We start from the raw sequence: 23,562 nt of genomic DNA on the forward strand, positions 1-23,562 counted from the left end.
TCGTCGAGTGCCGAGGTCGTGAAGGAGACGCCCTCGCGAGCCCGGGCGAGCGGGCTACGCGGCCGCGACGGCCACCCCGGCCAGGAGCACCGAGAGCGGTACGGCCACCGCCAGCGCCCTCGCCTGTGCGTTCCGACCGGCGAGGGCGGCGCCGGCCAGCAACGCCAACACCTGCCCGCAAAGGACGCCGGAGGTGTACCGGAAGATGCGCGTGGTGTGCAGCAGCTCGTGCTGCTGCGCCTCACCCTGCGCGTCGTAGTTGACGAAGAAGCCGTAGAACGCGTCGTTGAACGGCATGGCCACGAGCACGAGCAGCGCCATCACCGGCACCGGCCAGACCGCCGGGTGCGTCACCATACGCTGAAGCGCCGGCAGACGACGGCTTGCCATCCCCGGACGCATCTGCCAAGCCTGCCCGTCCCGGCCGCGGTCGGGCAAGGCGATCGCCCCCGGACGGGACCGACTCTCGCTGAGGAGGTGGTGGTGGCCGGATGGAACGGAATGTGCCCGACGCGGTCAGCGGGGCCATCGTGGCGGTCAGGCCCAACCTCTGGTGTGCACGTCGAGGCCGGCGAGCAGCCCTCGCCGAGATGCACGCTCGCTCATGGCTCATCGAGTTGAGTGCGTTGCCCGACGCTAGAGTGCGGCAAGTTCAGTCGAGCTGGAACCGCTCCAGTCCGCAGGCCATCGTTTGCCAGCGAGCCGTGCAGATGGACGCTCGGTGGTAGGCGATGACAGCGTGTCATAGCTCGCGTACGTTGACGCCGTGGCGACTTTCTGGACCTTGGGCTGCGACGCCGACGATCCCCAGCGGATCGCCGTCTTCTGGGCGCTGGCCCTCGGCTATGTCAAGGAACCCGGTTTCGACGAGCCCGGCAACGCCTCGATCGTCGACCCGGATGGCCAGGGCCCTGCCATCGGCTTCCTCAAGGTACCCGAGGGCAAGTCTGCCAAGAACCGCATGCACATCGATATCCGGGTGGCCGGTCCAGGCCCCTGGGACATGGCCGAGCGCACCCGACTGATCCAGCAGAAAGTGCCCGAGCTGGTTGCCGCCGGCGCGACGGTGGTCAGTGAGCAGTGGTACGGCGACGACCTCGGACACGTCGTCATGCACGACCCGGAGGGCAACGAGTTCTGTGTCGCTTGACGCTGAGGACGGGGAGGATCAGCGGGGGATGGACGCCAGTACGGAGGAACTGCGGGACGCGCACGACGTGCTGTCGCAGTGGTATGCGGAGAACCTGGTCGGGGCGCTGGAGAGCATGCCGGTCGAGCGGACGATGCTCGACCTGTTCGCCGAGCTGACCTTGACCGTGGGTGTGGAGGTCGCGGACGTGGGCTGCGGCACCGGGAGACTCCTTCCGTACCTCGCGGGCCGGGGCCTGTCGCCGTGCGGGGTGGATCTGTCGCCAGGCATGGTGGAGGTGGCGCGGCGGGAGCATCCGGGTTTCGAGTACGAGGTCGCCGATCTGCGGGAATTGCCGTTCGGGGACGCGTCGCTGGCCGGGGTGGTGTGCTGGTACTCGTTGATCTTCCTGGCGCCGGACGCCCGGGTACGGGCGTTCGCCGAGTTGGCTCGGGTCGTGCGGCCGGGCGGCTACCTCGTGGCGGCGTTCAAGCACGGCGACGGCACCGGGCATCGTAACGGTCCCGGTAGCCGCGTCGGCAGCCTCGGCGTCGACTTCGATCGGTACTGGCTCTCGGCCCGCGAGATGGCGGACCGGTTCACCGCGGCCGGGTTCGCCCTGGTCTTCCAGGGCAGCACCCCGCCCGAAGAGCCAGAGCCCGCGTACGGGTACATGCTGGTCCGCAAGACCGGCTCCACGAACGCGTAGTGCGCGGATCTGACACCGTCCGCTCTGCGCCGTCGCGGTCGGCAGCCCAGTGCGATCCTGTTTCCGGACGGCCCACGTGGACGAGGAGTTCTCGTCTACTGTGCACGCGTGCCCATGTCGGTGGACCTGTCGAGTCCGGCTTCGCGCCGGGAAGCACTCCGGATGGTGGACGTCGGTGACCCGCGTCCCCACCACGGGATGCTACGGGAGCTCTTCGACCTCGAGAGGGACTGGCGCGAGGGTCCGGACGGTGGCGAGAGTGACGAGTACGAGCAGATCTACGTAGCTGCCTTCCTGCTGTTCCTGATCGGTGACCCCGCCGATTCGTGCCGTCTGTACGCCGCGAAGTTCCGCACCGGTGATATGGACCTGGGCACCGGCTTCGACGCCCAGGCCATCTTCGGAGCCGGGCGGCACGAGACGCTTCGGTGGCTCTCGGAGAACGGGTACACCGACGAGCACGCGCAGCTCTCCGAATGGTTGTTGCACGCGGAGGATCCGAAGATCGAAGACTGGGCGCGGCACATGCGCACCTACTTCTACTCACCACAGGGCGCTCTGCTTCTGGATGAGCTCTGAGAAGGAATCCCTGGCAGGCTACAGCCGTTCATGCCGGGCGGCGGACGCATGCTCTTCTGTTGCAGCCGTACGCTGCGGTGCGCCGCCCAGGGCGCCGTACTCTCACCGTTTCGGTGGGGGTGGCGGGCGTCGTCGCCGCCCTCATGGTCGGCATGGCGATCGAGTCAACCCGGGTCGGCGTCCTGCCGTACGGCGGCGCTGCCGGTCTCAGCTGTATCGCTCGACGAGTGCGTTGCCGATCGAGGCCAGGTGGCCTCGCACAGCCGGAGGGCTGGTGACTTCGATCCATTCGACGAGCCCGGCAAGCTCGCCAGCGAGTGTGTGTTCGTCGTTGCCGCGGATCACGACCTCGATGCGGCCGTCGGTCGTGGCGCCCCCGACTTCGAGCCGACCGCCGAATCCCATCCGGAGTATGCCTATCGCCTCGGGCGCGCACACCGCCCGGGCTTCGAGAGGTGTTCGTTTTCGGTCGACGTCGTCGGCGATCGCGCGCCAGCTTGCGGCGAGGTCGAAGTCCTCCGGCCGGCGCACGGGGTCACAGGTCGGGTCGGCGGACGACACGCGGTCGATCCGGAAGGTCCGCCGACCGGCCTCGGTGTCGGCGACGAGGTACCACGACGGGCCCTTGGCGACGATGCCCAGCGGGTGCACGGTGCGCTCGGTTTCGGTGCCTTCGCGGTCGACGTAGCCGAGCCGGACCTGGACGCCGCGGATCACCGCGTCCTGGAGCGCGTCGAGGAAGCGGGGTGGTCGGGGCTCGATCCGGCTCGCTCCCCATCGTCGCGGGTCCAGGACGAGCGACGAGGCTGCCGCCTCGGCCTGTACCCGGAAGGGTTCCGGTAGGGCCCGGACGAGCTTGCGCAGCGCCGCTTTCACGGCCGGCGTCGCCGCCGAGGCCGGGCCGGCGACCAGGAACAGGGCGCGGGCCTCCCTCGCGGTCAACCCGGACAGGTCGGTACGGGCGCCGCCCACGAGGCGCCAGCCGCCACCTCGGCCCTGGATGGAGTACACCGGGACGCCGGCCATGCCCAGGGCGTCGAGGTCGCGGCGGGCGGTGCGCTCGGAGATCTCCAACTCCCGGGCGACCTCCGCTGCGGTCACCTGCTCGCGATGTTGCAGCAGCAGGAGGATGGCCATCAAGCGGTCGGCGCGCACTCGGACAACTCTGGCAGGAAAAACCGGTCAGGAGGTGACCGGTTTCGGTGGGCAGGATGCCGGCATGACAACCGACTTTCCCGAGCCCACCCGTGTTTCGGTCAACGGTGTGGAACTGGAGGTGTTCGAAGCCGGTCGGCAGAACGCGGGGAACCCCGTCGTGCTGTGTCACGGCTGGCCGGAGCACGCCTTCTCCTGGCGCCATCAGATGCCCGCCCTCGCGGCTGCGGGCTTTCACGTCATCGTTCCGAACCAGCGGGGTTACGGCGGCTCGTCCCGCCCGACCGAGGTGACCGACTACGACATCGCACACCTGTCGGGCGACCTCGTCGCACTGCTCGATTACTACGGATACGACGATGCCACCTTCGTCGGCCATGACTGGGGCGCGGCCGTCGTCTGGGGCCTGACCCTGTTGCATCCGCATCGGGTCGACAAGGTGATCAACCTGAGCCTGCCGTACCTAGAGCGCGGCGACAGACCCTGGATCGAGGTCATGGAGGATGTGCTCGGTAGCGACTTCTATTTCGTCCACTTCAACCGGCAGCCGGGCGTCGCGGACGCCGTGTTCGAGGAGAACACGTTCCAGTTCCTGCGGAACCTGTACCGGAAGGACGTGCCCCCCGCGGGGCCGCAGCCGGGCAACGCATTGATCAACCTCGCCAGAATGGAAACCCCACTCGGTGAACCCATCATGAGCGACAGCGAACTGGCCGTCTTCGTCGCCGCCTTCGAGTCAACAGGGTTCACGGGCGGAATCAACTGGTACCGCAACCTGGACCGCAACTGGCGGTTGCTGGCGGACGTGGACCCCATCATCCGGCAGCCCACCCTCATGATCTACGGCGACCGCGACCCGGTCGCGAGGTCTGAAAGACTGCCACAATTCGTGCCGAATGTGGACGTGGTCAGTCTGGACTGCGGTCATTGGATCCAGCAGGAAAAGCCGGAAGAAACGAACCAAATTATCCTCAAGTGGCTGGACCAGCGGGGTGTCGTCTAGCGCAGCAGGAGATCTGAAGCGCCCCGGGTTCTGTGGAGTCTATACAAGATCCGGGGCGGTTCAGGGGCCCGCGCTTCGGCTCAATCTCGCGTGAAGCGGGCACCTAGAAGGTGCCCCAGTGTGGTGTCGAGGATCTCGTGTGCCGGATCAACCTTCAGCCACAGCAACTTGTGGCGGCTGCCGTCACCCATCTTCAGCGCCAGCCGATCCGTCAGGATCCCGCGGTGAAGCCGGGCCTCAGCTACCTCATCGAGTGGGATCACCTTGTTGGTCCGGTGCGCGGACGTGATGTCTCGCAGAGCCAAGGACGACGCCGGCACCTCGGGCAGCGGAACGGGGACGGTACGGCCGTTCTTGTTGGCTCGTGACTCACGAAGGGTCAGCCGGCGTCGCACCAGATGACGTGGCAGCAACCACAGCTCACCATGGATCCAATCGCCCCATCCAGTCGTGCAACTCCTACTGATCAGCCGTGCTGTGTCGTTCACGGCGACACGCTAGCGAACCGCGATGGGGAGCCTCCCTCGCGTACCCACGTCGTGCCCGGGTCCGACACCAGACCGCGGCCGACAGTGGTCATCGGCGGGCCGAGCGACGAGGCCAGCCAGGTGGAGCTGCGTGGCATGGTAGGGGCATGTGCAGAAACATACGCGTGCTTCACAACTTCGAACCGCCGGTGACCGACGATGAGATCGAAGCCGCCGCCCTCCAGTACGTGCGCAAGGTCAGCGGCACGACCCGGCCCTCAGCGGCCAACGAGGAGGCGTTCGGTGAGGCGGTCCGCGCCGTCACGGCGGCCACCCGGACACTAATGGACAGCTTGGTCACGAAGGCGCCTCCACGGGACCGCGAGGTGGAGGCGGCCAAGGCCAAGGCGCGCGCGGCCGAACGGTACGGGTCTCAATCGACCGCCTCGCGCTGACCGGCGCCGAAGGTAGCTGCCGGTCAGGAAAGCCGTCGGGTGCGCCGAGCCGCCTACTGTCGGGTGAGAAGATTGCGGCGTTCGGTGTCGATCGTGGCGAGTCTGGCGCGTACCTGGGTTGCCCGTTGCTCCAGCCGGGCTTGCACGTCGCGCACCAGTTGCATGGACCGGGCGACGTTCTGCTCGGCCTGCTTGATCCGATCTCGTACCGCGAGGTCGGTGAAGATGTTGTCGAACCAGACGTCGACGAACCGGGTCAGGCCGTCTACTGCCAGCTGCGGAGCCGTCAGCGTCACCCCTGGGACGTCGGCGAGTTCGGTGCGCAGCACGGCGAGGCAACGATCGGCATGGGCTGCGGCCTGTGCCGCCTCATCCAGCCGGGAGTGTTTGATCGCGCTGCTGATCGCACCGCCGCCGAAGAACGTGTCGTAGGTCGACCATCCGGACGCGTTACCGAGCTTGTCCCGTACCCGGGACAGGGCGCGCGAAGCGGTGTGCGCGGCCTGCATGGCCTCGGTCACCTCCTGCGTCTCACTGGTGAGCCGGCCCCGCTCGGCAGCCAGTTCCAACAGTGGGGCACGGCGCGGATCCCCGGAGTCGGCCAGGTGTCGCTCCTTGTCGTCGAGTACGGCGGCATAGGTGTTCGGCGCCCCGGCGAGCTGACGCAGCCGCGCCTCCGCCGCGCTGTGCTCCCGCCGTATCGCCTCAAGCCGGCCCTCGGCCTCAGCCACCCGATAGCGTGCGGCCTCGGCTTCCGCACGTTCACGCGCCAGCGTGTCGCCACGGGCACCGCGCAACGAGACCAGCACCCGGGTCAGGGACAGACCCTCCAACCGCTCGACGTCCTCCCGCTCGCGGGCGTGCCGTGCGCGCAACGCGGCGAGCTGCGCGGTCACCTCCTCCATGCGCCGGCGCAGCTCCGCACTACGCCGGGTGGTCATCTCGTACTCACAGAGTGCTTCGGCGGCCGAAGCCAGCCGTTGTTCGATGTCGTCAGCCACACCACCCATCTGACGACAGCGGTGCAAGGGCACAGTTGGCGGTTCATCCGGCCGGCGCAGTCGCGGGGGACCGGTCGGCGGCTACCGGAGGGGTGGGATTCTGAATAGCGCCGGACGTCGGGATGGGGCAGAAATCCCCTGATGCCGAGCAGGAGGCCGAGTGAGGGACCTGTACGTCGTGACGCACCCAGAGGCGACACACCACGTCGATGGACTGGTCGGTGGGTGGTTCGACTCTGACCTGACTGCCCGGGGCCGCGCGCACGCTGACCTGATCGCGCAGGTGCCCGCCGACCGGTTGTCGTCTGCTGCCGGCGTCGAGGTGTTCTCGTCCGACTTGCTACGTGCCCGGCGGACAGCGGAGACGATCGGTGAACGGCTCGGATCGAGCGTGGTGCTGGACGCCGACCTCCGTGAGAAATCGTACGGTGAAGCCGGAGGACGCCCGCAGGCGTGGCTGGACGGACGGTTCGTGCCGCCGCCCGCCACCGGTGAGCGGATGCGTCATGACGAGGGCATATCCGGCGCGGAGACGAAATGGGAGCTGGCCGTACGGGCCTACGCCGCGCTGGAGGGGATCCTACGGTCGAAGGTGGAGCATCAGGTTGTGGTGACCCACGGGGGAACGGCCACGTTCCTGCTCGCGGCCTGGATCGGCATGCCCATCGGCGCGGCGGGTCTGGTGGGCATCCGCTTCTCTGCTGGCGGCATCACCCACCTGCGCGAGGACGATTACTTTCACAACCGCTGGATCGTCCAACTCAACGACACCCAGCACCTGGCGTGAGGCCCGGAATCGACCGCATTCCGGCCTGGGCGACGCCGGCCAGGTTGGCGTTCCGACCGGCACCTTCGCCATGGTCGTCGATGCGGGGTTCCGGTTCGGGGCGCACGGCTGCCGCAGAACCGTGTCCGGATTGCCGCGACGGGTCGATCCCGAGTGGGATCGGCGGTCTAGCATCGAGCGGTGGAATCGTCCCTTGACGCCCTGCCGAAGATCGGCGCACCCGCGACGCGGGCGCTGAACGCCGCCGGCTACACGGCCCTACGCCAGCTCGCCGGTGCGCCCCGTGCGGAGCTCGCCAGGTTGCACGGCGTGGGGCCGAAGGCACTGGACATCATCGAGGCCGCCCTCGAACAGCACAATCTGGGGCTTAGCTGACGCGAGGCACCCCCCTGCCCGGTTCGCGCTCACTGGTGCAGATGTGCGCGCTGGCCCTCGCGGTCGAAGATCACGATCAGCTCGGCCGGCTCGTCGAGCGCTGTCATCGAGTGGGGCGTCATCGTCGAGAACTCGGCCGCTTCGCCCTTTCCGACCTCGATCCGCCGCTCGCCGAGCCACAGCAGCACCCTGCCGTCGAGGACCAGGAACCAGTCGTACCCCGGATGGACCCGCTGGGCCGGCATCGTCGCCTCGGGCTCCAACCGGACCTTCATCGCCATGGTGCGCCCGTCGACGCGGCTCAGCGGCCAGGTGGTGCGCGAACCCGAACGGTGCTGCACGGGACGGATCACCACGTCCTCGTCGCTGGTCGCCTCGAACAGGACGTCGAGGCTGATCTGTAGCGCGTTGGCCAGCGGCACCAGCACGTCGAGGCTGAGTGTGCGCTTGCCCGTTTCGACCCGGCTGATCGTCGACGGGCTGAGGTTGGTGCGTTCGGCGAGTTCGTCGAGGGAGTAGCCGAGCGTGGTGCGGATGCTTCGCAGCCGGGTGCGCGCCAGATGCTCCACGTCACTGCGGTCGGTCATACCCCCAGCATGCCACGCCTTGCGAATTCCGCAAACCGTCTTTCAGTCTTCGCCAGGTGTTCCTACGCTTGACGCATGACGAACCACGCTCACGAAGCCTCCGACCACCCACCCCACCAGCGCGTCGTCCGCCGGTGCGACGTTGCCGTCATCGGCGGCTCGGCGGCCGGTCTGGCGGCTGCGCTGCAACTCGCCCGTCAGCGACGCTCGGTCATCGTCGTCGACGACGCCACCCCGCGGAACGCGCCGGCCGCGCACATGCACGGCTACCTCGGACGCGAGGGCACCCCGCCCGAGGCGATGCGGGCCATCGGGCGCGAAGAGGTCCGTAGCTATGGTGGCAACGTCCTCACCGGCCGTGTCCTGGCGGTGCGCAAGGAGGACGACGGGTTCCACCTCGCCCTCTCGGGCGGCCACGGTCTCGTCGCCCGCCGGATACTGGCCGCGACCGGCATCGCCGACGAGCTTCCCGACATCGAGTGCCTCGCCGAGCGTTGGGGCCGCCAGGTGATCAACTGTCCGTTCTGCCATGGCTGGGAGGTCCGCGACCTGCGGGTCGTGCAGATCGTCACGACGCCGATGGGACTGCACCCGACCCAGCTGATGCGGCACCTGACCGACCGGTTGACCGTGGTGCTGCATGACGCGACGGGGATCGACCCGGCCGTGGTGCGGACCCTCGTCGCCTCCGGGGTTGCGGTGGTCGAGGGCGCGGTGCGCCGGGTGGCCGACGCCGACCCGGACGGGTCACTCGTCGTCGAGCTTGCCGACGGCCGCAGCCTGCCAGCCGACGCGGTCCTAGCCGGTGCCCGGTTCCGCCCCCGGGTCGAGATGCTTGCCGGGCTGGGCATCGACATCACGGCTCACCCCAGCGGACTCGGTGACCTCGTCGCGGTCGACTCCACCGGACGTACCAGCGTGCCGGGCGTGTTCGCCGCCGGGAACCTGACGGACCCGAGCGCCCAGGTCCTGCCGGCCGCCGCGAACGGCAGCTGGGTCGGTGCCCAGATCGCCTTCAGCCTCGCTGCCGAGGACACCACGGCGGGCCTCCGCCCCTCCGGCGTCGAGATCGAGTGGGACAGCCGGTACGGGGATCAGGAACGCATGTGGAGCGCCAACCCGAACGGCACGCTCGTGGCGGAGGCGACGGACCTGCCCCCCGGCCGGGCGCTCGACGTCGGCGCCGGTGAGGGTGCCGACGCGATCTGGCTGGCCGAACGAGGCTGGCAGGTGACCGCCTCCGACGTCTCCGGCAGGGCACTGGACCGCATCCGGGCCGAAGCGGAGCGTCGCGGGCTCGACGTGCGTACGCTGCACCGCGACGCCAACGACCGGGCCGCCTTCGCGGACGAGACCTACGACCTGGTCTCCCTGCAGTACGGTTCGTTCCAGCGCACCCCCGAGCAGCGTGGACTGCGCAACCTGCTCGACGCCGTGGCGGTCGGTGGGACGCTGCTCGTCGTCGGTCACGATCTGACCTGGCTCGAGCAGCCGGCGGACCCCGCCGAGCAGACCCGCATGTACGACCCGCAGGCGTACGTCGGCATCGACGAGATCGCCGCCGCGCTCACGGCCTCGGGCGACTGGCGCGTCGCCGTGAACGAGAGCCGGCCGCGTCCGCCGGGAGCGATCAGCACCCACCACGTCAACGACGTCGTGCTGCGCGCCGTCCGGCTCGACCATCGCAAGGAGCGGTGAGGCCACGCCGCAGGGGTCAGCCGGCGGCCAGTCGTAGTCCGAGCACGACGAATGCGACGGCGCAGATCCGGTTGACGCGCCGTGACCAGCCGCGTCAATCTACCTCGCACAAGATCAGCGGCGCTCACGTGGGCCGGACCGTTCGTGGACACCGCACCTAGGATCAAGGAATGATCAGCGTCATCACGCCTGTTCTGCCGGCTCACGTTGACCTGCTCGCCCAGGCCCACGAGTCCCTGCTCCGGCAGGACGGCGGCCCGGACTGGGAGTGGCTGATCCAGATCGACGGCACCCTCGAGCGGCCGGTCGAGGTGGACTTCCCGGCGGCGGCCGGCGACGGCCGGATCCGGGTTGCCGCCAACGGGGACCGACTCGGCGTCAGCGCGGCGCGGAACCGGGCCCTGCTGCGCTCGACCGGGCGCTGGGTGGCGCCGCTCGACGCCGACGACGAGTTCTTCCCGGACACGCTCGCGCTGCTCTCCGAGCCGTTGCGGACCCGCCCGGAGGTGAGGTTCGTCTTCGGTGAGAGCGTCGACGTCTTCCCGGACGGCAAGCGGCTGACCCGCTTCACCCGCCGGCCGTACCAGCCGGGTCCGGTGCCACCCGGGCGCCTGGAGGAGATCTGGCGGCACCACAAGAACCTGTTCTTCCATCCGGGCGCGGTGATGTTCGACCGCACCTGGTTGCTCGCCGCCGGTGGGTGGCCGGCTGGTACCCAGATGGAGGACCAGGACGTCCTGCTGGCCATCTCGACGTTCGCGCCGGGGTGGTACGTGCCGCACCCGGTCCATCTCTACCGGCAGCACCGGGACCAGACCGTGCGGACCGCCCGGTTCGAGGCCAACCGGGAGAGCTACCGGCGGTGGACTCATGCCCGGCTGGTCGCGCTGCGGACGCTGCGCGGCGACGATCCCGACGAGTTGCGGAAGCTGGAGACGCCCTTGCCCTCGCCCGAGGAGATCAGCACGTTCACGACGCCGGAATGGCAGGCCGAGATCGCCGGTCAGGTCACCGCCGGATGAGCGCACCGGCCAGCTGCGAACTGCGGGTCAGCCGAAACGACCAGGATCTGAGGCTGGTCACCGGCGCCCGAGCCGAGATCGAACGACGCAACCGTACGATCCCCGACGCGGACACCTTCCAGCACGAGATGCTCGGGGCCGGCTGGATCAGTGACGGCGTCGACCTGGCCGCGATGGTCGCCGCTGGCGCGGACGGCTGGGACCTGGAGGTCGGCGAGTCCGGGGCCGGGGCCAGCGCCGGGTTGCGGCTGCTCCTCGCCGACCTGCTTCCGGCCGGGGCGGTGGACGAACTGGCCGCGCTCGCCGACGGGCTGCGCGACGACCCGATGCCCTGGCATGCCGAGTGGGTCCCGCCCGTCCCGCCGGCCCTGGCCGGCGAGGGCGCCGCCTGGTTCGACGTGCTGGTGCCGTCGGTGAACTGGCGGCAGGACGACGCCGCTGCCGATCCGGTGGCCCATCACCGGCACGCCCGGATCATCTGGGCGCCGCGCTGGTGCGTGGTCGTCTGGACCGGACGGACCGGTGGCGAGGGCTCGAAGTACCGGACGTGGGGGCTGCCCGACCGGCGGTTCGAGGGTCGGCCGTCGGACGGCGGCGGCGCGGAGCGGATGGCCCGCATCCTGCGCGCGGTGGTGCGGCACATCGAGTGGTCCGTCGACATGGTCGACCTGGAGTTGGAGACCTGGGAAAACTACTTCCTGGCGCAGGCGGCCGGCGACGGCGGCCTGTTCGTCGGGCCGGACTTCCACCGCCTGCAGCGCCATCTCGCCCTGCTCGGTCACGGCACCGCGCTCAACCGGGACGCCATGCGTACCCTGGTCCGCCGGATCGAGATCCAGCCTGGCATTCCCGCCGACGTCCGCGACCTGGTCAGGGAGAAGTGTGAGCGGTTCCTGTCCCAGTCGCAGGCGCAGCGCCGGGCGGTCCGGCAGTCGTTCGACCTCGTCGCCAACGCCACCTCGGGCCAGCAGTTCCGGTTGGCCCAGGAGCGGGCCGACCGGGACGGCGCCTTCCAGGCCATCGTGGGAATCCTGGCGGCCGTTTTCGTGGCACCCGGCCTGATCGCCGCGTTCTACGGGGCGAACGTGAAGGGCCTGCCGGGCGCCGACGCGCGGGAGGGTCTCTGGTTCATGCTGCTCGGTTCGGTCCTCGCCGGACTGATCAGCGTCTGCCTGACCCTGGTGGTGCGGGCCCGATCCCGCCGTCCCCGGAGCTGAGCGGCGCGGTACGGGTCGCCGGGCCAGGTGGCGGCCCGCAACGGGCCGCCACCTGCTCCGACGCGAGCATTCACCTCGGGGTGGTCCGGGCGGCGAGGAACTGTTCCCAGGTTTCGATGCCGGCCGATGCTTCCGCCGCGAGGTTGGCGCCGGATCGGTAGGCCCTTCCCAGCTTGCCGGGGACATGGATCGGAAGGCGGATTCGGCGCTTGCCGACGGTGGCCAGATAGCTACGTTGGAGTTCCTCCAGGGTGTACGTGTGTGGTCCGGCCAGGTCGGTCACCCGGCCAGTTGGGTTCCCCAGAGTCAACTCAGCGAGCCGCGATGCCACTTCGGCGGAGGCGACCGGCTGCCAGCGGACTCCGGTGGGCGCGAGCAGGACCGGCAACCTTGCCATGGCTCGGACTGTTCGCAGCGCCAGGTCGTGAAACTGCGCGGCGCGCAGGATCGTGTGCGAGATGCCGGAGGTGGCCACGATCCGCTCCGCCTGCGCCTTGCGGGCGAAGTAGCCGATCGGGACGGCGTCCGCGCCGATGACCGAGATGAGTATCAGGTGTTCCACGGTGCCCGCCCGCCGGGCGGCCCGGACCAGGTTACCGGTGCTGACGTCGTCACCCTTGGGTCCTCCGGCGAGGTGGAGCACGATGCGTACCCGGTCGAGAGCGTGGTCGACATCGTGCGTGGCCAACAGATCGACGGCCGCGTGCTGCACGCCCTCGACCGGCTGCCGGTGGTGACGGCTGAGGGTTCGGACCGTCTGCCCGGCATCCCGAAGCAGCGGTACGACCTGCGAACCCAGCAGACCGGTACCGCCGGTGACCAGAGTTGTGGAGGACATCTGTCGATCTCCCTCTTGTAGGTTTGGAATGTGACACGGCTACGACCCGAACCGGCCAGCAGACGTGACATGACGGTCCAGGGCGCCTCGCTGCTCGACCGGTTCGAGGCGGAGCGGCCCCGGCTACGGGCGCAGGCCTGTCGGATGCTCGGCTCCAGTGCCGAGGCGGACGACGCGGTCCAGGAAGTGTGGCTGCGCTACGACCGCACCGACATGTCCGAGGTGAAGAACGTGGCGGCCTGGCTGACGACCGTGCTCAGCCGCGTATGCCTCAACCTGCTGCGGGCCCGGCAGGCCCGGCGTGAGCAGCCGCTGGACGGTCACACCGCCGACTGGTTGACAGCGGTCGACGAGAACCGGATCCCGCAGGAAGAGGTCGAGTGGGCCGAATCGGTCGGTCTGGCGATGCTGGTGGTGCTCGACCGTCTCACCCCCGCGGAGCGGATCGCGTTTGTCCTGCACGACATGTTCGATGTGGCCTTCAGCGATATCGCGCACACGATGCAGCGCAGCGTCACCGCCGTCAGACAGCTCGCCAGCCGAGCTCGTGTCAAGGTGCGCGGCAGGCAGGTGCGGACGGCGGATCGGGACCGTCGACGTGCGGCGGTCGAGGCGTACCTCGCGGCGACGCGGGTGGGGGACTTCGCGGCGCTGCTGACCCTGCTGGACCCCGAGATCGAACTCCGCGCGGACGCGACGGTCACCGGGACCGGGAAGCCCCTGACTCTCCACGGCGCCCTGGCCGTGGCGAAGAGCGCCGTGGCGGCGACGCCCCGGGCACGCCACACCGCCCTGGCCCTGGTCGATGGAAGCCCGGCTCTGGTCATGGCCCCACTCGGCCAACTGTCGCTGGTGATCCAGTTCGGCTTCCTGGGCCCGGCCATCACCACCGTTCAGATCACCGCCGACCGCGATCGTCTCCGCACGTTCACCATCGCCCTGGCCGGATGACTCGACGCTGCCGCAGCGAAGCGCGCCTGGACCGGACGGCTGGCGGTCTGCACGCGGATGGCCGACGTGTGCCGGCCATGCCGGCAATGGCGGACGTGAGCGGCTTGGCGGGCGACGACCGGCTCGTGTTCCCGGCCCTCCCGCGTTGCGGCGTCGTTGGCTGCCGCAACGGCCGCCCGCCAAGCCTGCCCCGTCCTCGTGGCGGTGTTCAGCCGTCGGTCAGCACGGCGGTGGTCGCCAGCCGTCGCGGTACTCGACACCGTCCGGCCGGAGCCGGACCTCGTCGTACCACGAGCCGGGCACCGGTTCGGTGTGGATCACTGCCGGCCGCTCCACCACGACGCAGACGGTCGAGCCGGGCCACCACCAGCCGCCGGATCGCGCCAGCTCGGTCCAGGTCCGCAGCTGGTCGCTCACCTCGGCGGGGTACGCGGCCAGCCCGAGCCGGTGCAGCGTGTCGTAGTAGCCGACCCAGAATGCGTCCTGCTGGCCGTACCAGCAGACCGGGGTCTGTCGGTCGCCACCGGGCAGCCCCGCGCGGACCGGTTGCGTGAAGCCGGGTACCAGGCTGCGGTGCAGGGCGTTGCGGACGCCTCGGTGCAGCACGACGCCGAGTGGTACCTGCCGGTCGAGGGCATCCTGCGGCGGCAGGTCCGGCCAGGGTTCGCGCGCTCTGCCCCGGCGGACGGGCGACAGTTCAGGGTCGGTGTGCCGGACGCCGTCGCTGAGCGCTGCCCTCAGCCGGGACGCCACGGTCGCGACGTCGCTGGCCGGAGTCGGTGGGCCGGCCGGGACGGGGTCGCGGACCCACTGGAGGAGTTGGTCGAGAGTGGGCAGCCGCTGGATCAGCGGCACGGCCGCGGCGGGGGAGTCCACCCAGGCGAACCGGGGCTCGCGGCGACCGGCCCGGGCGTAGATCGCCGTGAGGCACTGTTGCGTGGTGGGTCGGTCGGCGGGTTCGGTGGAGAGGGCGTACCCCAGCCACTCCTGCCGGATCACTTCGGCCTGCCGCCACAGTTCGCGGGAGGTCGGGGAGAGGGTCGCGGCCTCGTCGTGCCGCGTGGGCGCGGTCAACGCGCCAGGGCGTGTCCGCCCTTCCGGTTGGAGATCATCGCTAGATGATGGCCGATCGGGTCGCTATGCGCAACCGGTCTGGCTGACCGGGGAGACGTGTGAGACCGTCGACGCAAGCTGTTCCGAAGTGGACTGACGCGGGGCGGGTGGGAGTCGGATGGTCATGGCTCGGCGTTCGGAATCGCGGTGGATGGCAGGGTGTGTCACCGGCGTGCTGCTGACGGCTCTGGCGCTGTCCGGCGCGGTGGCGCCGGCCCGGGCGGCCCAGACTGACTGGCAGATCCTGGAACTCGGCAACCCGGTCCCGGGCGCCCCTGCCGGGGTCGCCGTCGGGGCCGTCGCCGTCCAGACCGACCAGGCAGATACCCGGGTGCCGTACCTGTTCAGCATCCTCGCCGGCGAGATATTCATGACCTACCGGTACGACGGGCGGTGGCAGTGGGCGAAGACGGGCCCGCCGTCGGGTCGGGTCGCCGCCGAGTTGCCCATCGGCGTGGTCGTCGGGCAGCCACTGAACGGGCAGGCGGAGCGGCCGTACGTCTTCGTCCGGGGCACCGACGGGCACCTGTGGGTGTGTTCGCTGGTCGGCGTCGACTGGGTGTGGACCGACCTGGGCACCCCACCCGGCGGTGACATCGTGGCCGCCGTCGGAGCGGTCGCCGTCCACGACGGTCAGGGCCTCGCCGGCCGGCCGTACGTCTTCGTCACCGGTGCGGACGGGAAACTGTGGCTCACCTGGTGGACCGGCCGCGACTGGCACTGGGACGACCGGGGCACGCCGCCCGGTGCGGTGGTCAACCCGTACTACGCACGCGTCGGTGTGACGGTGCGCCAGCCTTCGCCGGGCGGACCGGAGCATCCGCAGGCGTTCCTGCTGGACGTCCGTGGCGACCTGTGGCGGCACGGCTGGGACGGTAGCGCCTGGCGGTGGACCAACCACGGCCGGCCGGTGCCGACGGTGGCCTGGCCGCACGGTCTCGGGGTGGTCGACCTCCCGGACCCCAGGACCCGCACCAGCCACGTCGCCGCCTACACCGCCTACGGTGCCCAGGTGTTCGCCTTCGACCTGTACGGCGACACCGGCGGATGGACGCCGCAGGGGGTGGTGACCGGCACCCAGTGGGTGGACCCGGTCGGGGTGGTCGCCGTCCGGGAAAATCGGGTCGGACCGGCGGTACCCCGAGTTCACGTGGCCCAACTCGACGCGGTCGGCCCGATCTGGCAGGGCGGCACCGGGCAGACCTGGACGCCGATCCGTGGGACCAGCGTCCAGTCCGCCGGAGGACGGGACACCGGCGACAGCGTGGTGATCGACAGCCCTTCGACCGCCGACCAGACCACGTACGTCTTCTTCTGGGCTGGCAAGCGGAACAACCTCACTGTCGCCTGGTCGGCGGGTTGACCGCAGTCCGGCATCCGGGGTGAGTCACTGTTTCAGGACGTGTCGGGTCCGATCCCCGGTCCAGGCCGCTTCGAGGATCGCGGTCAGGCTGGCGGTGTCGGTCGGGCCCGGGTGGTTCTGGATCAGGCGGGTGACGCCACTGGCCATCTCCGCGAAGCGGGGGAGGTCGGCGCGGGCCACGCCGATGTCCGCCAAGGTGGGTGGGATGCCGATGTCGGCGAGGAGCCCGTCGAGCCAGGTGAGGAACGCATCCGCGGCCTCGGCGTCCGAGGCGTCGGCCACGTCAAGCCCGCACACTCCGGCGAGGATGGCCAATCGGTCGGCGATGGCGTCCCTGGCCGCGTCCAGCGCGTAGGGCAGCAGCAGCCCGACGCCCAGGCCGTGCGGCGTGTGCGTGGCCGCGCCGATGGGGTACTGAAGGGCGTGCGGGGCCGCGTTGCCGGCGTGGGAGAAGGCGAGCCCGGCGAGCATGGACCCGTAGGACATGTCGGCGCGCGCGTCCGTGTCGCCGCCGTCGCGGACAGCCCGAGGCAGGCTACGGGCGATCCGTTCCGCCGCCAGGAGGGCGTAGTGGTCGGTGATCGGGTTGCGGCCGAGGAACACCTGCTCCACCGGGTCGCGCGGTCCGTGCGGCCGGGGTCGCGCGGTGTAGCTCTCCACGGCGTGACAGAGCGCGTCGATGCCGGAGTGGGCGGTTACGGTCGGCGGGCAGGTGTACGTGAGTTCGGGGTCGACGATGGCGAAGTCGGGCACGATGTGGACGCTGGAGATACCCACCTTCAGCTCGCGGTCCGGGTCGGTCAGCACCGAGACCGGGGTGAGTTCGGAGCCGGTGCCTGACGTCGTCGGGACCGCGACGAGCGGAATCGTCCGCCCCGGCACCTTCGACTCGCCGTAGAAGTCGCGCGGGGTCCCACCGTGGCGTCGGATGACGCCGACGACCTTGGCGAGATCGATCACCGTGCCACCGCCGACGGCGAGGATCACGTCGGCGTCCACCTCGGCGGCGACCGCGACGGCCAGGGCGACATCGGCCAGTGGCACGTCCGGAGTCGCGTCGGAGAACACCTCGACGACCTCGACCTTCTTCCGCACGGCGGCGACGATCTCGGCCACACCCGGCTGCCCCAGCAGCACCCGGTCGGTCACGACGAGGACGCGCGAGCCGGTCTCGGCCACCACCCGTGGGATGTTCTGTGCGACCCCTTCGCCCACTATCAGCTGGCGTGGTCCGCGGACGGTCTCAAGCATGTCGGTGCCTCTCCGGAACGTCGGCGGTGATGTGCTGTGCGGACGTCCAGGTCACCTGCGAGACCGGGACGGCGTCGGCGAGGTCGGACGTGCGCAGGGCGTGGGGATGCCCGGCGTACGTCCACGGCGGCAGGCCGGTCACGGTAGGTCGATCGCCGCGTAGGTGACGTCGAGGTACTCGAGGATGCCCTCGTGTGACCCCTCCTTGCCGATCCCGGACTGCTTCACGCCGCCGAACGGAGCTGACGGGTCCGATATCAGACCACGGTTGATGCCGATCATCCCCGTCTCCAGCCCTTCGGCGAACCGGAGCGCCCGCGCAAGGTCGCGGGTGAAGACGTATCCGACCAGGCCGTGCTCGGTGTCGTTGGCCTTCGCCAGCACGTCGTCGTCGGAGGTGAACGAGATGATCGGCGCGACCGGGCCGAAGATCTCCGCGCTGAGCATCCGCGCGTCCTCGGGCACGTCGACCAGGACGGTGGGCGGGTAGAAGTGACCGGGCCCGTCCGGACGCTTGCCACCGACCAGGACCCGGGCGCCGCGATCGACCGCGTCGGCGACCAGCCCGTCGATGGTGGCGACCGACGCCTCGTCGATCAGTGCGCCGACGTCCACGCCGTCGTCGAGACCGTGACCCACCGAGAGCGCGCCCATCCGCTCGGCGAAACGCGCCGTGAACTCCTCGCGCACCGGTTCCTCGACGTAGATCCGGTTGGCCGCGATGCAGGACTCCCCGATGTTGCGCATCTTGGCCACCATGGCGCCGTCGACCGCGACATCCAGGTCCGCGTCGGCACACACGATCAGGGCCGCGTTGCCGCCCAGCTCCATGGAGGTGCGCAGCACGTTGTCCGCAGCCTGTCGGAGCAGCACTCGCCCGACCTCGGTCGACCCGGTGAACGACAGCTTTCGGGTGCGGCTGTCGGCCAGCAGTGCGGAGACCACGGCACCGGAACGCTTGGTGGTCACCACGTTGACGACGCCCGGGGGAACGCCCACCTCCTCCATGATTCGGGCCAGGAGCAGCATGGTGAGTGGCGTCTGACCTGCTGGTTTGGTGATCGTCGTGCAGCCGGCGGCCAACGCGGGGGCGATCTTGCGGGCGCCCATGGCCAGTGGGAAGTTCCAGGGCGTCACGAAGACGCACGGGCCGACCGGCTTCGGCACGGTGAGGATGCGGTACCCGCCTCCGGGAGCGGTGCTGTAGCGCCCTTCGACGCGTACCGCCTCCTCGGCGAACCAGCGGAAGAACTCGGCGCCGTACGCCACCTCCGCCCGAGCCTCGGCGAGCGGCTTGCCCATCTCGAGCGTTATCAACCGGGCTATCTCCTCGGTCCGCTCGGTCAGGGCCCGGTGCGTCGCCGTCAACAACTCCGACCGTCTCCGCGGCGGAGTCGCCGCCCACCGCCCCATCGCCGCGCTCGCCGCGTCCAGAGCCGCGAGCCCGTCCACGACGTCGGCATCCGCCACCTCGGCGATGGTCGTGCCGGTGGCGGGGTCCTCGACGGCGAAGGTGGCTCCACTCGCGGCGTCTCGCCAGACGTCGCCGATCCGGAGCCGTCGATGTTCGGGAGCCAGGACGTCCATCGGGTCACTCATTGCGCCGCCTCCTCTGATCTTCCTGGTGATGTCCGGCTGCCTCGACGACCGCGCGGTGCGGGTAGCCGGACGGGTCACCCGCCCGCGCCGGGGGCGAGGTCGCCGAGCGGGTCGGATGTGGCGGTGGTCTGGTCTGCCGGTCGACGCCGCGCGTCACCGGTCGCCTTTCCGGGCCACGGCGGTCTGCGCGCCGTCGGGCCGCGCGCAGTGGTGACGGTCCGCCGGGGTCCGATCGCCGGGTACGGGCGCATGGTGCCGTCGCTGCCCGGGGCGGTTACCGCCCGGCCTCGGACAGCGACAGCCCGGTGTCCGCGTCGAACAGGTGCGCACGGTCCAGGTCGACGGTGACCTGCACCCGTTCGCCCGGCGTTCCGGTGACGGTGGGTCGAGCCTTGACCTTGAGGATCTCCGATCCCACCTGGACGTCGACCACCGTTCGGTCACCGAGCGGCTCGAGGCCGTAGAGCTGCCCGGACAACGACGCGTTCCCACGCTGCTCGACGGACAGGTCCTCCGCGCGCACACCGAGCAGCAGCGCACGACCGTCCTCGGCGGTGGTCCAGCGCGGCCGCGGCAGCGTCCAGCCCTGCGCACCGACCAGACGATCTCCCTCCGCGTGGCAGGCGAGCAGGCTGATCGGCGGGCTCCCGACGAAGCCGGCGACCCACTGGTTGGCGGGACGCTCGTACACCTCGGTCGGCGTGCCGACCTGTTGCACCTTCCCCTCCTTGAGGACCGCCACCTGGTCGGCCATGGACAGCGCCTCCACCTGGTCGTTCGTCACGTAGACGAAGGTCGCTCCGAGGCTGCGGTGGATGCGGGTGAGCTCGGTGCGCATCTCGACGCGGAGCTTGAGATCGAGGTTTGTCAGCGGCTCGTCCATGAGAAACGCGCGCGGGCTACGGACCAGTGCCCGAGCCAGGGCGACCCGCTGCATCTCACCGCCCGACAACTGCGCGGGACGACGTTGCAGCAGTCGGTCGATGTGCAGCAGCCTCGACATCCGCTCGACGGCGGCGGCAATCTCACTCGACGAACAGCGGCGCGCCCGCAGCGGCGACGCGATGTTCTCGTACGCCGTGTGTCGCGGGTAGAGGGCGTAGTTCTGGAAGACCATGGCCAGGTCGCGGTCGGCCGGGGCGTCACCGGTCGCATCCCGGCCGTCCAGATGCACCGACCCGGCGTCGAGCTTCTCAAGGCCGGCGATCGCCCGCAGGGTCGTCGTCTTGCCCGCCCCGGAGGGCCCGAGCACGACGAAGAACGAGCCGTCCGGGACGTCCAGCGTCACCCCGTCCAGGGCCTGGACCTTGCCGAAGGACTTGCACAGCCCGTGCGCTGCCACGGTTCCCATCAGGCCACCAGTTCTTCCGTGTGCACGTCGTAGACCGTCGGGGTGCCGCCGGTGTGCCGCAGCCCGACCGGCGCGTCAGCGGCGAACCGGACCGTCGGTGGCATCCGTACCCGTACGTCGCGTTGGCCGCTGTGGTCGATCGCGTAGATGATTTCGTCGCCCAGCCACTCCGCCGAGACCACCCGGGCCGGGACGGAACGTTGCGCCCCCGGTTCGGTGACCTCCAACGCCTCCGGCCGGACGCCGGCGACCAGGCGACGGTCGCGTGGCAGCCCGGGCGGTGGCGTGAGGACCAGTCCGCCCTGGCTGCGCAGCTTCCCGTCGGCCACCTCCACCTCGATCAGGTTCATCGGCGGGGAGCCGATGAACGCGGCGCAGAACAGACTCGCCGGACGGTTGTAGACCTCCAGCGGCGTCCCGATCTGCTCGACGCGGCCCTTGTTGAGGATCGCGATCCGGTGCCCGAGCGACATCGCCTCGACCTGGTCGTGGGTGACGTAGACCATCGTCGTCCCCAGTTCCCCCTGCAGGTGCTTGATCTCCGTACGCATGTCCGCCCGCAGCTCCGCGTCCAGATTGGTGAGCGGCTCGTCCATGAGGAACGCGCGCGGTCGTCGCACCAGGGCGCGAGCCAATGCGACGCGTTGCTGCTCCCCGCCGGACAACTGGCGTGGTCGCCGGTCGAGCAGCGAATCGAGCCGCATCAACCGGGCGGCCTCGGCGACCCGCTCGCGTACCTCCGCCTTCGGCAGCCCCTCGGCCCGCAGTGGGAACGCCAGGTTGTCGCGGGTCCTCAGATGCGGGTAGAGGGCGTAGAACTGGAACACCATGGCGATGTCGCGCTCGGCGGGCAGCAGGTCGTTGACCAGGGTGTCGCCGACGCGGATGTCGCCCGTCGTCTGCCGCTCCAGGCCGGCGATGGCCCGCAGGGTGGTCGTCTTGCCGCAACCCGACGGGCCGAGCATCACGAACAGCTCACCGTCGTCGATGGACAGGTCCACGTGATCAACCGCGACCGTCCCGTCCGGGTAGCGCTTGTGCAGGGCGGTCACCTCGATGCCCGCCATCAGCGTCGCACCGCCCCGAGCGTCACACCGGCGACGAGGTGCTTGCGTACCAGGTAGGCGAAGACGAGCACCGGCAGGGCGAACACCACGGACGCGGCGGCCACGAGACCCCAGTCCGTGGTGGTGCCACCGATGAGGCCGGCGATGGCTGGTGGCGCTGTCCGCACGCTGTCGCTGGAGGTGAGGAAGATGGCGAACACGAACTCGTTCCACGAGAAGATGAGCGCGAAGACCGCCGTCGCGGCGATGCCGGGTACGAGCAGGGGGAGGGTGAATCGCCAGAACGCCTGTAGACGGGTGTAGCCGTCGAGCATGGCGGCGTCCTCGTACTCCGCGGGCACCTCGTCGACGAACCCCTTCATCATCCAGATCGTGAACGGGACGTTGAACGCGGTGTAGATGAGGATCAAGCCGAGCTTGCTGTCGATGAGTCCGACCTGGCGGTACATGAGGAAGATCGGGATCACGACCACGACGGGCGGCATGAAGCGGGTGGACAGGATGAAGAACAGCTGGTCCTTCCTGGCCTTCACGGCGAGGCGGGAGTAGGCCCAGGCCGCCGGGACTCCCAGCACGGTGGCCAGCACCGTGGAGACTCCGGCGACCACGGCGGAGTTGAGGAACGCGACGGACAGGGCCGAGCGACCCCCGTCTGGGCCGACGAACACGTCCTTGAAGTGATCCATGGTGACCGTGAAGCCGAAGAACTGAGCCGGTACGGCGTAGACGTCCCGGTTCTCCTTGATGGACGTCTCGATCATCCACAGCACGGGGAAGAGCATCACGACGGCCAGGACGGTCAGCAGCGCGACCTCCAGCGCGGAGCGGCCCCGGCCGCCGAGGCGGCGCGCGGGAGGCGTGCGGTCCCGGGCGGGACCTGTGGACACGGCCTCGTCGACGGAGACGGCCATCAGCCCTCCTTGAGCTTGTTCAGGTAGCGCAGGTAGAGCTGCGTGAGAACGATGACGACGAGGACCATGAGGATCCCGTACGCCGAGGCGGTCCCGGTGTTGAAGCCCAGGAACGCCACCTTGTAGACGTGGAACGACAACGTCTCGGTGGAGACCCCCGGGCCGCCGTTGGTGAGGATGTAGACGAGGTCGAACAGGCGGAAGGCCTCGATGGCCCGGAACAGCACGGCGATGAGCAGCAGCGGCCACACCAGCGGAAGAGTGATGGTGCGGAACCGGAACCATTCGGACGCCCGGTCGATCGAGGCGGCCTCGTACAGGTACTTGGGCACGGCGGTGAGGCCGGCGAGCGCGATGAGCATGATGAACGGTGTCCATTGCCAGGTGTCGACCACGATCAGGGAGATCAACGCGGTCCGCTGTCGGGTGAGCCACTCCACCGGTCCCAGGCCGAGCGAGCCGAGCATGCTGTTGATCACGCCGAACTGCGCGTCGAGCATGAATCGCCAGAACAGCCCGACCACCACCGGCGACAGCATCATCGGTACCAGGAACAGAGTGGTCAGCACCCCTCGCCCGTGCGTGCGCCGTGAGATCAGGTAGGCGATGCCGAAACCGAGCACGGTCTGCAGGGTGACCGCGCCGACCACGTAGACCAACGTCGTCAGGGCCCGCTGGTGGACCTGCGCCGATGTCAGGATGGCGGTGTAGTTCCCGAACCCGACGGAACGGGCGGGCCCGCCCCGGGTGGCCGAGTAGTCGGTGAAGGACAGGTACAACGCCCACAGCAGCGGGAACACCGACATCGCGAGCAACAGCAGCAGCGCCGGGGAGATGAAGGCCACGGCGAGCCAGCGGTCGCTCAGCCGGCGGGACCGACCCGGTGCAGGTGGCGTCACGGACGCCACCTGCCCGGGCTGGTCGGTCGTCACAG

25 protein-coding genes are annotated in these 23,562 nt (G+C 69.9%); 12 read left to right on the forward strand and 13 right to left on the reverse strand.

The features are described 5' to 3' along the window. Nucleotides 1-54: 54 nt before the first annotated feature. A complete protein-coding gene (locus O3597_RS07460; RefSeq protein ID WP_281603617.1) occupies nucleotides 55-357 on the reverse strand; it encodes a hypothetical protein in 303 nt (100 codons plus the stop codon). Nucleotides 358-766: 409 nt separating this feature from the next. Here O3597_RS07460 and O3597_RS07465 point away from each other — a divergent pair, with 409 nt between their 5' ends. From O3597_RS07465 to O3597_RS07475, 3 genes are all read left to right on the forward strand, one after another. Continuing rightward, nucleotides 767-1,150, forward strand: coding sequence for a VOC family protein (locus tag O3597_RS07465; protein WP_281603618.1), 384 nt, complete (start codon nucleotides 767-769; stop codon nucleotides 1,148-1,150). A 28-nt stretch (nucleotides 1,151-1,178) separates the two neighbouring features. Then, complete coding sequence (locus tag O3597_RS07470) at nucleotides 1,179-1,838, forward strand: class I SAM-dependent methyltransferase (RefSeq protein WP_164448000.1); 660 nt, start codon at nucleotides 1,179-1,181, stop codon at nucleotides 1,836-1,838. Between the two features lie 114 nt (nucleotides 1,839-1,952). After that, the gene (locus O3597_RS07475; RefSeq protein WP_281603619.1) at nucleotides 1,953-2,417 is read left to right on the forward strand and encodes a hypothetical protein; all 465 of its coding nucleotides are present in this window, start codon (nucleotides 1,953-1,955) and stop codon (nucleotides 2,415-2,417) included. Between the two features lie 207 nt (nucleotides 2,418-2,624). Here O3597_RS07475 and O3597_RS07480 read toward each other — a convergent pair whose 3' ends face one another. Then, entirely contained in the window at nucleotides 2,625-3,572 is a 948-nt protein-coding gene (locus tag O3597_RS07480; RefSeq protein WP_164447998.1) for a WYL domain-containing protein, read from the reverse strand. Here O3597_RS07480 and O3597_RS07485 point away from each other — a divergent pair. Continuing rightward, nucleotides 3,547-4,575 carry an alpha/beta hydrolase gene (locus tag O3597_RS07485; RefSeq protein ID WP_281603620.1) on the forward strand — a complete coding sequence of 343 codons (1,029 nt, stop codon included), beginning with the start codon at nucleotides 3,547-3,549 and terminating at the stop codon, nucleotides 4,573-4,575. The genes O3597_RS07480 and O3597_RS07485 overlap by 26 nt on opposite strands. A gap of 80 nt (nucleotides 4,576-4,655) precedes the next feature. Here the strand turns inward: O3597_RS07485 and O3597_RS07490 are convergent, their stop codons facing one another. Continuing rightward, nucleotides 4,656-5,063: a hypothetical protein gene (locus O3597_RS07490; protein WP_281603621.1), complete on the reverse strand. Its 408-nt coding sequence runs from the start codon at nucleotides 5,061-5,063 to the stop codon at nucleotides 4,656-4,658. 146 nt (nucleotides 5,064-5,209) lie between these two features. Between O3597_RS07490 and O3597_RS07495 the strand changes: the two genes are divergently transcribed. After that, a complete protein-coding gene (locus O3597_RS07495) occupies nucleotides 5,210-5,497 on the forward strand; it encodes a DUF2277 domain-containing protein (RefSeq protein ID WP_281603622.1) in 288 nt (95 codons plus the stop codon). A gap of 53 nt (nucleotides 5,498-5,550) precedes the next feature. Here O3597_RS07495 and O3597_RS07500 read toward each other — a convergent pair whose 3' ends face one another. After that, nucleotides 5,551-6,498: a hypothetical protein gene (locus O3597_RS07500; RefSeq protein ID WP_281603623.1), complete on the reverse strand. Its 948-nt coding sequence runs from the start codon at nucleotides 6,496-6,498 to the stop codon at nucleotides 5,551-5,553. 178 nt (nucleotides 6,499-6,676) lie between these two features. Here O3597_RS07500 and O3597_RS07505 point away from each other — a divergent pair, with 178 nt between their 5' ends. Next, nucleotides 6,677-7,285: a histidine phosphatase family protein gene (locus tag O3597_RS07505; RefSeq protein ID WP_281604499.1), complete on the forward strand. Its 609-nt coding sequence runs from the start codon at nucleotides 6,677-6,679 to the stop codon at nucleotides 7,283-7,285. 180 nt (nucleotides 7,286-7,465) lie between these two features. Further along, on the forward strand, nucleotides 7,466-7,660 hold the full coding sequence (locus O3597_RS07510; RefSeq protein ID WP_164447992.1) for a helix-hairpin-helix domain-containing protein: 195 nt from the start codon (nucleotides 7,466-7,468) through the stop codon (nucleotides 7,658-7,660). Nucleotides 7,661-7,689: 29 nt separating this feature from the next. Here the strand turns inward: O3597_RS07510 and O3597_RS07515 are convergent, their stop codons facing one another. Further along, nucleotides 7,690-8,247, reverse strand: a complete 558-nt coding sequence (locus tag O3597_RS07515; RefSeq protein WP_281603624.1) for a helix-turn-helix transcriptional regulator — start codon at nucleotides 8,245-8,247, stop codon at nucleotides 7,690-7,692. A 75-nt stretch (nucleotides 8,248-8,322) separates the two neighbouring features. Between O3597_RS07515 and O3597_RS07520 the strand changes: the two genes are divergently transcribed. From O3597_RS07520 to O3597_RS07530, 3 genes are all read left to right on the forward strand, one after another. After that, the gene (locus O3597_RS07520) at nucleotides 8,323-9,945 is read left to right on the forward strand and encodes a bifunctional NAD(P)/FAD-dependent oxidoreductase/class I SAM-dependent methyltransferase (protein WP_281603625.1); all 1,623 of its coding nucleotides are present in this window, start codon (nucleotides 8,323-8,325) and stop codon (nucleotides 9,943-9,945) included. Between the two features lie 170 nt (nucleotides 9,946-10,115). Further along, nucleotides 10,116-10,967: a glycosyltransferase family 2 protein gene (locus O3597_RS07525; RefSeq protein WP_164447989.1), complete on the forward strand. Its 852-nt coding sequence runs from the start codon at nucleotides 10,116-10,118 to the stop codon at nucleotides 10,965-10,967. Continuing rightward, nucleotides 10,964-12,184, forward strand: a complete 1,221-nt coding sequence (locus O3597_RS07530) for a CorA family divalent cation transporter (protein ID WP_281603626.1) — start codon at nucleotides 10,964-10,966, stop codon at nucleotides 12,182-12,184. Before O3597_RS07525 ends, O3597_RS07530 begins: the two co-directional genes overlap by 4 nt. Before the next feature lie 70 nt (nucleotides 12,185-12,254). On the opposite strand, the gene O3597_RS07535 is transcribed toward O3597_RS07530, so the two are convergent. Next, nucleotides 12,255-13,022, reverse strand: coding sequence for an NAD(P)H-binding protein (locus O3597_RS07535; RefSeq protein WP_164447987.1), 768 nt, complete (start codon nucleotides 13,020-13,022; stop codon nucleotides 12,255-12,257). Nucleotides 13,023-13,091: 69 nt separating this feature from the next. On the opposite strand from O3597_RS07535, the gene O3597_RS07540 reads away from it, so the two are divergent. Beyond that, nucleotides 13,092-13,973: a sigma-70 family RNA polymerase sigma factor gene (locus O3597_RS07540; protein ID WP_281603627.1), complete on the forward strand. Its 882-nt coding sequence runs from the start codon at nucleotides 13,092-13,094 to the stop codon at nucleotides 13,971-13,973. 219 nt (nucleotides 13,974-14,192) lie between these two features. Here the strand turns inward: O3597_RS07540 and O3597_RS07545 are convergent, their stop codons facing one another. Then, nucleotides 14,193-15,047: a DUF6745 domain-containing protein gene (locus tag O3597_RS07545; RefSeq protein ID WP_164447985.1), complete on the reverse strand. Its 855-nt coding sequence runs from the start codon at nucleotides 15,045-15,047 to the stop codon at nucleotides 14,193-14,195. A 211-nt stretch (nucleotides 15,048-15,258) separates the two neighbouring features. Between O3597_RS07545 and O3597_RS07550 the strand changes: the two genes are divergently transcribed. Continuing rightward, nucleotides 15,259-16,449: a hypothetical protein gene (locus O3597_RS07550; protein WP_281603628.1), complete on the forward strand. Its 1,191-nt coding sequence runs from the start codon at nucleotides 15,259-15,261 to the stop codon at nucleotides 16,447-16,449. 24 nt (nucleotides 16,450-16,473) lie between these two features. Here the strand turns inward: O3597_RS07550 and O3597_RS07555 are convergent, their stop codons facing one another. From O3597_RS07555 to O3597_RS07580, 6 genes are all read right to left on the reverse strand, one after another. Then, the gene (locus tag O3597_RS07555) at nucleotides 16,474-17,700 is read right to left on the reverse strand and encodes an iron-containing alcohol dehydrogenase (RefSeq protein ID WP_281603629.1); all 1,227 of its coding nucleotides are present in this window, start codon (nucleotides 17,698-17,700) and stop codon (nucleotides 16,474-16,476) included. A gap of 138 nt (nucleotides 17,701-17,838) precedes the next feature. Then, entirely contained in the window at nucleotides 17,839-19,299 is a 1,461-nt protein-coding gene (locus O3597_RS07560) for an NAD-dependent succinate-semialdehyde dehydrogenase (protein ID WP_281603630.1), read from the reverse strand. Between the two features lie 274 nt (nucleotides 19,300-19,573). Beyond that, nucleotides 19,574-20,650, reverse strand: a complete 1,077-nt coding sequence (locus O3597_RS07565; RefSeq protein ID WP_164447980.1) for an ABC transporter ATP-binding protein — start codon at nucleotides 20,648-20,650, stop codon at nucleotides 19,574-19,576. Continuing rightward, the gene (locus O3597_RS07570) at nucleotides 20,650-21,717 is read right to left on the reverse strand and encodes an ATP-binding cassette domain-containing protein (protein WP_281603631.1); all 1,068 of its coding nucleotides are present in this window, start codon (nucleotides 21,715-21,717) and stop codon (nucleotides 20,650-20,652) included. The genes O3597_RS07565 and O3597_RS07570 overlap by 1 nt, the downstream gene beginning before the upstream one ends. Further along, a complete protein-coding gene (locus O3597_RS07575; RefSeq protein ID WP_164447978.1) occupies nucleotides 21,717-22,628 on the reverse strand; it encodes a carbohydrate ABC transporter permease in 912 nt (303 codons plus the stop codon). Before O3597_RS07575 ends, O3597_RS07570 begins: the two co-directional genes overlap by 1 nt. Beyond that, nucleotides 22,628-23,527, reverse strand: coding sequence for a sugar ABC transporter permease (locus O3597_RS07580; RefSeq protein WP_281603632.1), 900 nt, complete (start codon nucleotides 23,525-23,527; stop codon nucleotides 22,628-22,630). Before O3597_RS07580 ends, O3597_RS07575 begins: the two co-directional genes overlap by 1 nt. Nucleotides 23,528-23,562 lie beyond the last annotated feature (35 nt).

Origin of the sequence: Verrucosispora sp. WMMA2044 (assembly GCF_027497155.1) — a bacterium.
Lineage (GTDB): Bacteria > Actinomycetota > Actinomycetes > Mycobacteriales > Micromonosporaceae > Micromonospora > Micromonospora palythoicola.

What these genes read in the sequence shown, in the direction of transcription:
- O3597_RS07460 (WP_281603617.1), bottom strand. Translation starts at nt 357, where the DNA reads ATGGTGACGCACCCGGCGGTCTGGCCGGTGCCGGTGATGGCGCTGCTC.
- O3597_RS07470 (WP_164448000.1), top strand. Translation starts at nt 1,179, where the DNA reads ATGGACGCCAGTACGGAGGAACTGCGGGACGCGCACGACGTGCTGTCG.
- O3597_RS07475 (WP_281603619.1), top strand. Translation starts at nt 1,953, where the DNA reads ATGTCGGTGGACCTGTCGAGTCCGGCTTCGCGCCGGGAAGCACTCCGG.
- O3597_RS07485 (WP_281603620.1), top strand. Translation starts at nt 3,547, where the DNA reads ATGGCCATCAAGCGGTCGGCGCGCACTCGGACAACTCTGGCAGGAAAA.
- O3597_RS07495 (WP_281603622.1), top strand. Translation starts at nt 5,210, where the DNA reads ATGTGCAGAAACATACGCGTGCTTCACAACTTCGAACCGCCGGTGACC.
- O3597_RS07515 (WP_281603624.1), bottom strand. Translation starts at nt 8,247, where the DNA reads ATGACCGACCGCAGTGACGTGGAGCATCTGGCGCGCACCCGGCTGCGA.
- O3597_RS07520 (WP_281603625.1), top strand. Translation starts at nt 8,323, where the DNA reads ATGACGAACCACGCTCACGAAGCCTCCGACCACCCACCCCACCAGCGC.
- O3597_RS07525 (WP_164447989.1), top strand. Translation starts at nt 10,116, where the DNA reads ATGATCAGCGTCATCACGCCTGTTCTGCCGGCTCACGTTGACCTGCTC.
- O3597_RS07530 (WP_281603626.1), top strand. Translation starts at nt 10,964, where the DNA reads ATGAGCGCACCGGCCAGCTGCGAACTGCGGGTCAGCCGAAACGACCAG.
- O3597_RS07535 (WP_164447987.1), bottom strand. Translation starts at nt 13,022, where the DNA reads ATGTCCTCCACAACTCTGGTCACCGGCGGTACCGGTCTGCTGGGTTCG.
- O3597_RS07540 (WP_281603627.1), top strand. Translation starts at nt 13,092, where the DNA reads ATGACGGTCCAGGGCGCCTCGCTGCTCGACCGGTTCGAGGCGGAGCGG.
- O3597_RS07555 (WP_281603629.1), bottom strand. Translation starts at nt 17,700, where the DNA reads ATGCTTGAGACCGTCCGCGGACCACGCCAGCTGATAGTGGGCGAAGGG.
- O3597_RS07560 (WP_281603630.1), bottom strand. Translation starts at nt 19,299, where the DNA reads ATGAGTGACCCGATGGACGTCCTGGCTCCCGAACATCGACGGCTCCGG.
- O3597_RS07565 (WP_164447980.1), bottom strand. Translation starts at nt 20,650, where the DNA reads ATGGGAACCGTGGCAGCGCACGGGCTGTGCAAGTCCTTCGGCAAGGTC.
- O3597_RS07570 (WP_281603631.1), bottom strand. Translation starts at nt 21,717, where the DNA reads ATGGCGGGCATCGAGGTGACCGCCCTGCACAAGCGCTACCCGGACGGG.
- O3597_RS07575 (WP_164447978.1), bottom strand. Translation starts at nt 22,628, where the DNA reads ATGGCCGTCTCCGTCGACGAGGCCGTGTCCACAGGTCCCGCCCGGGAC.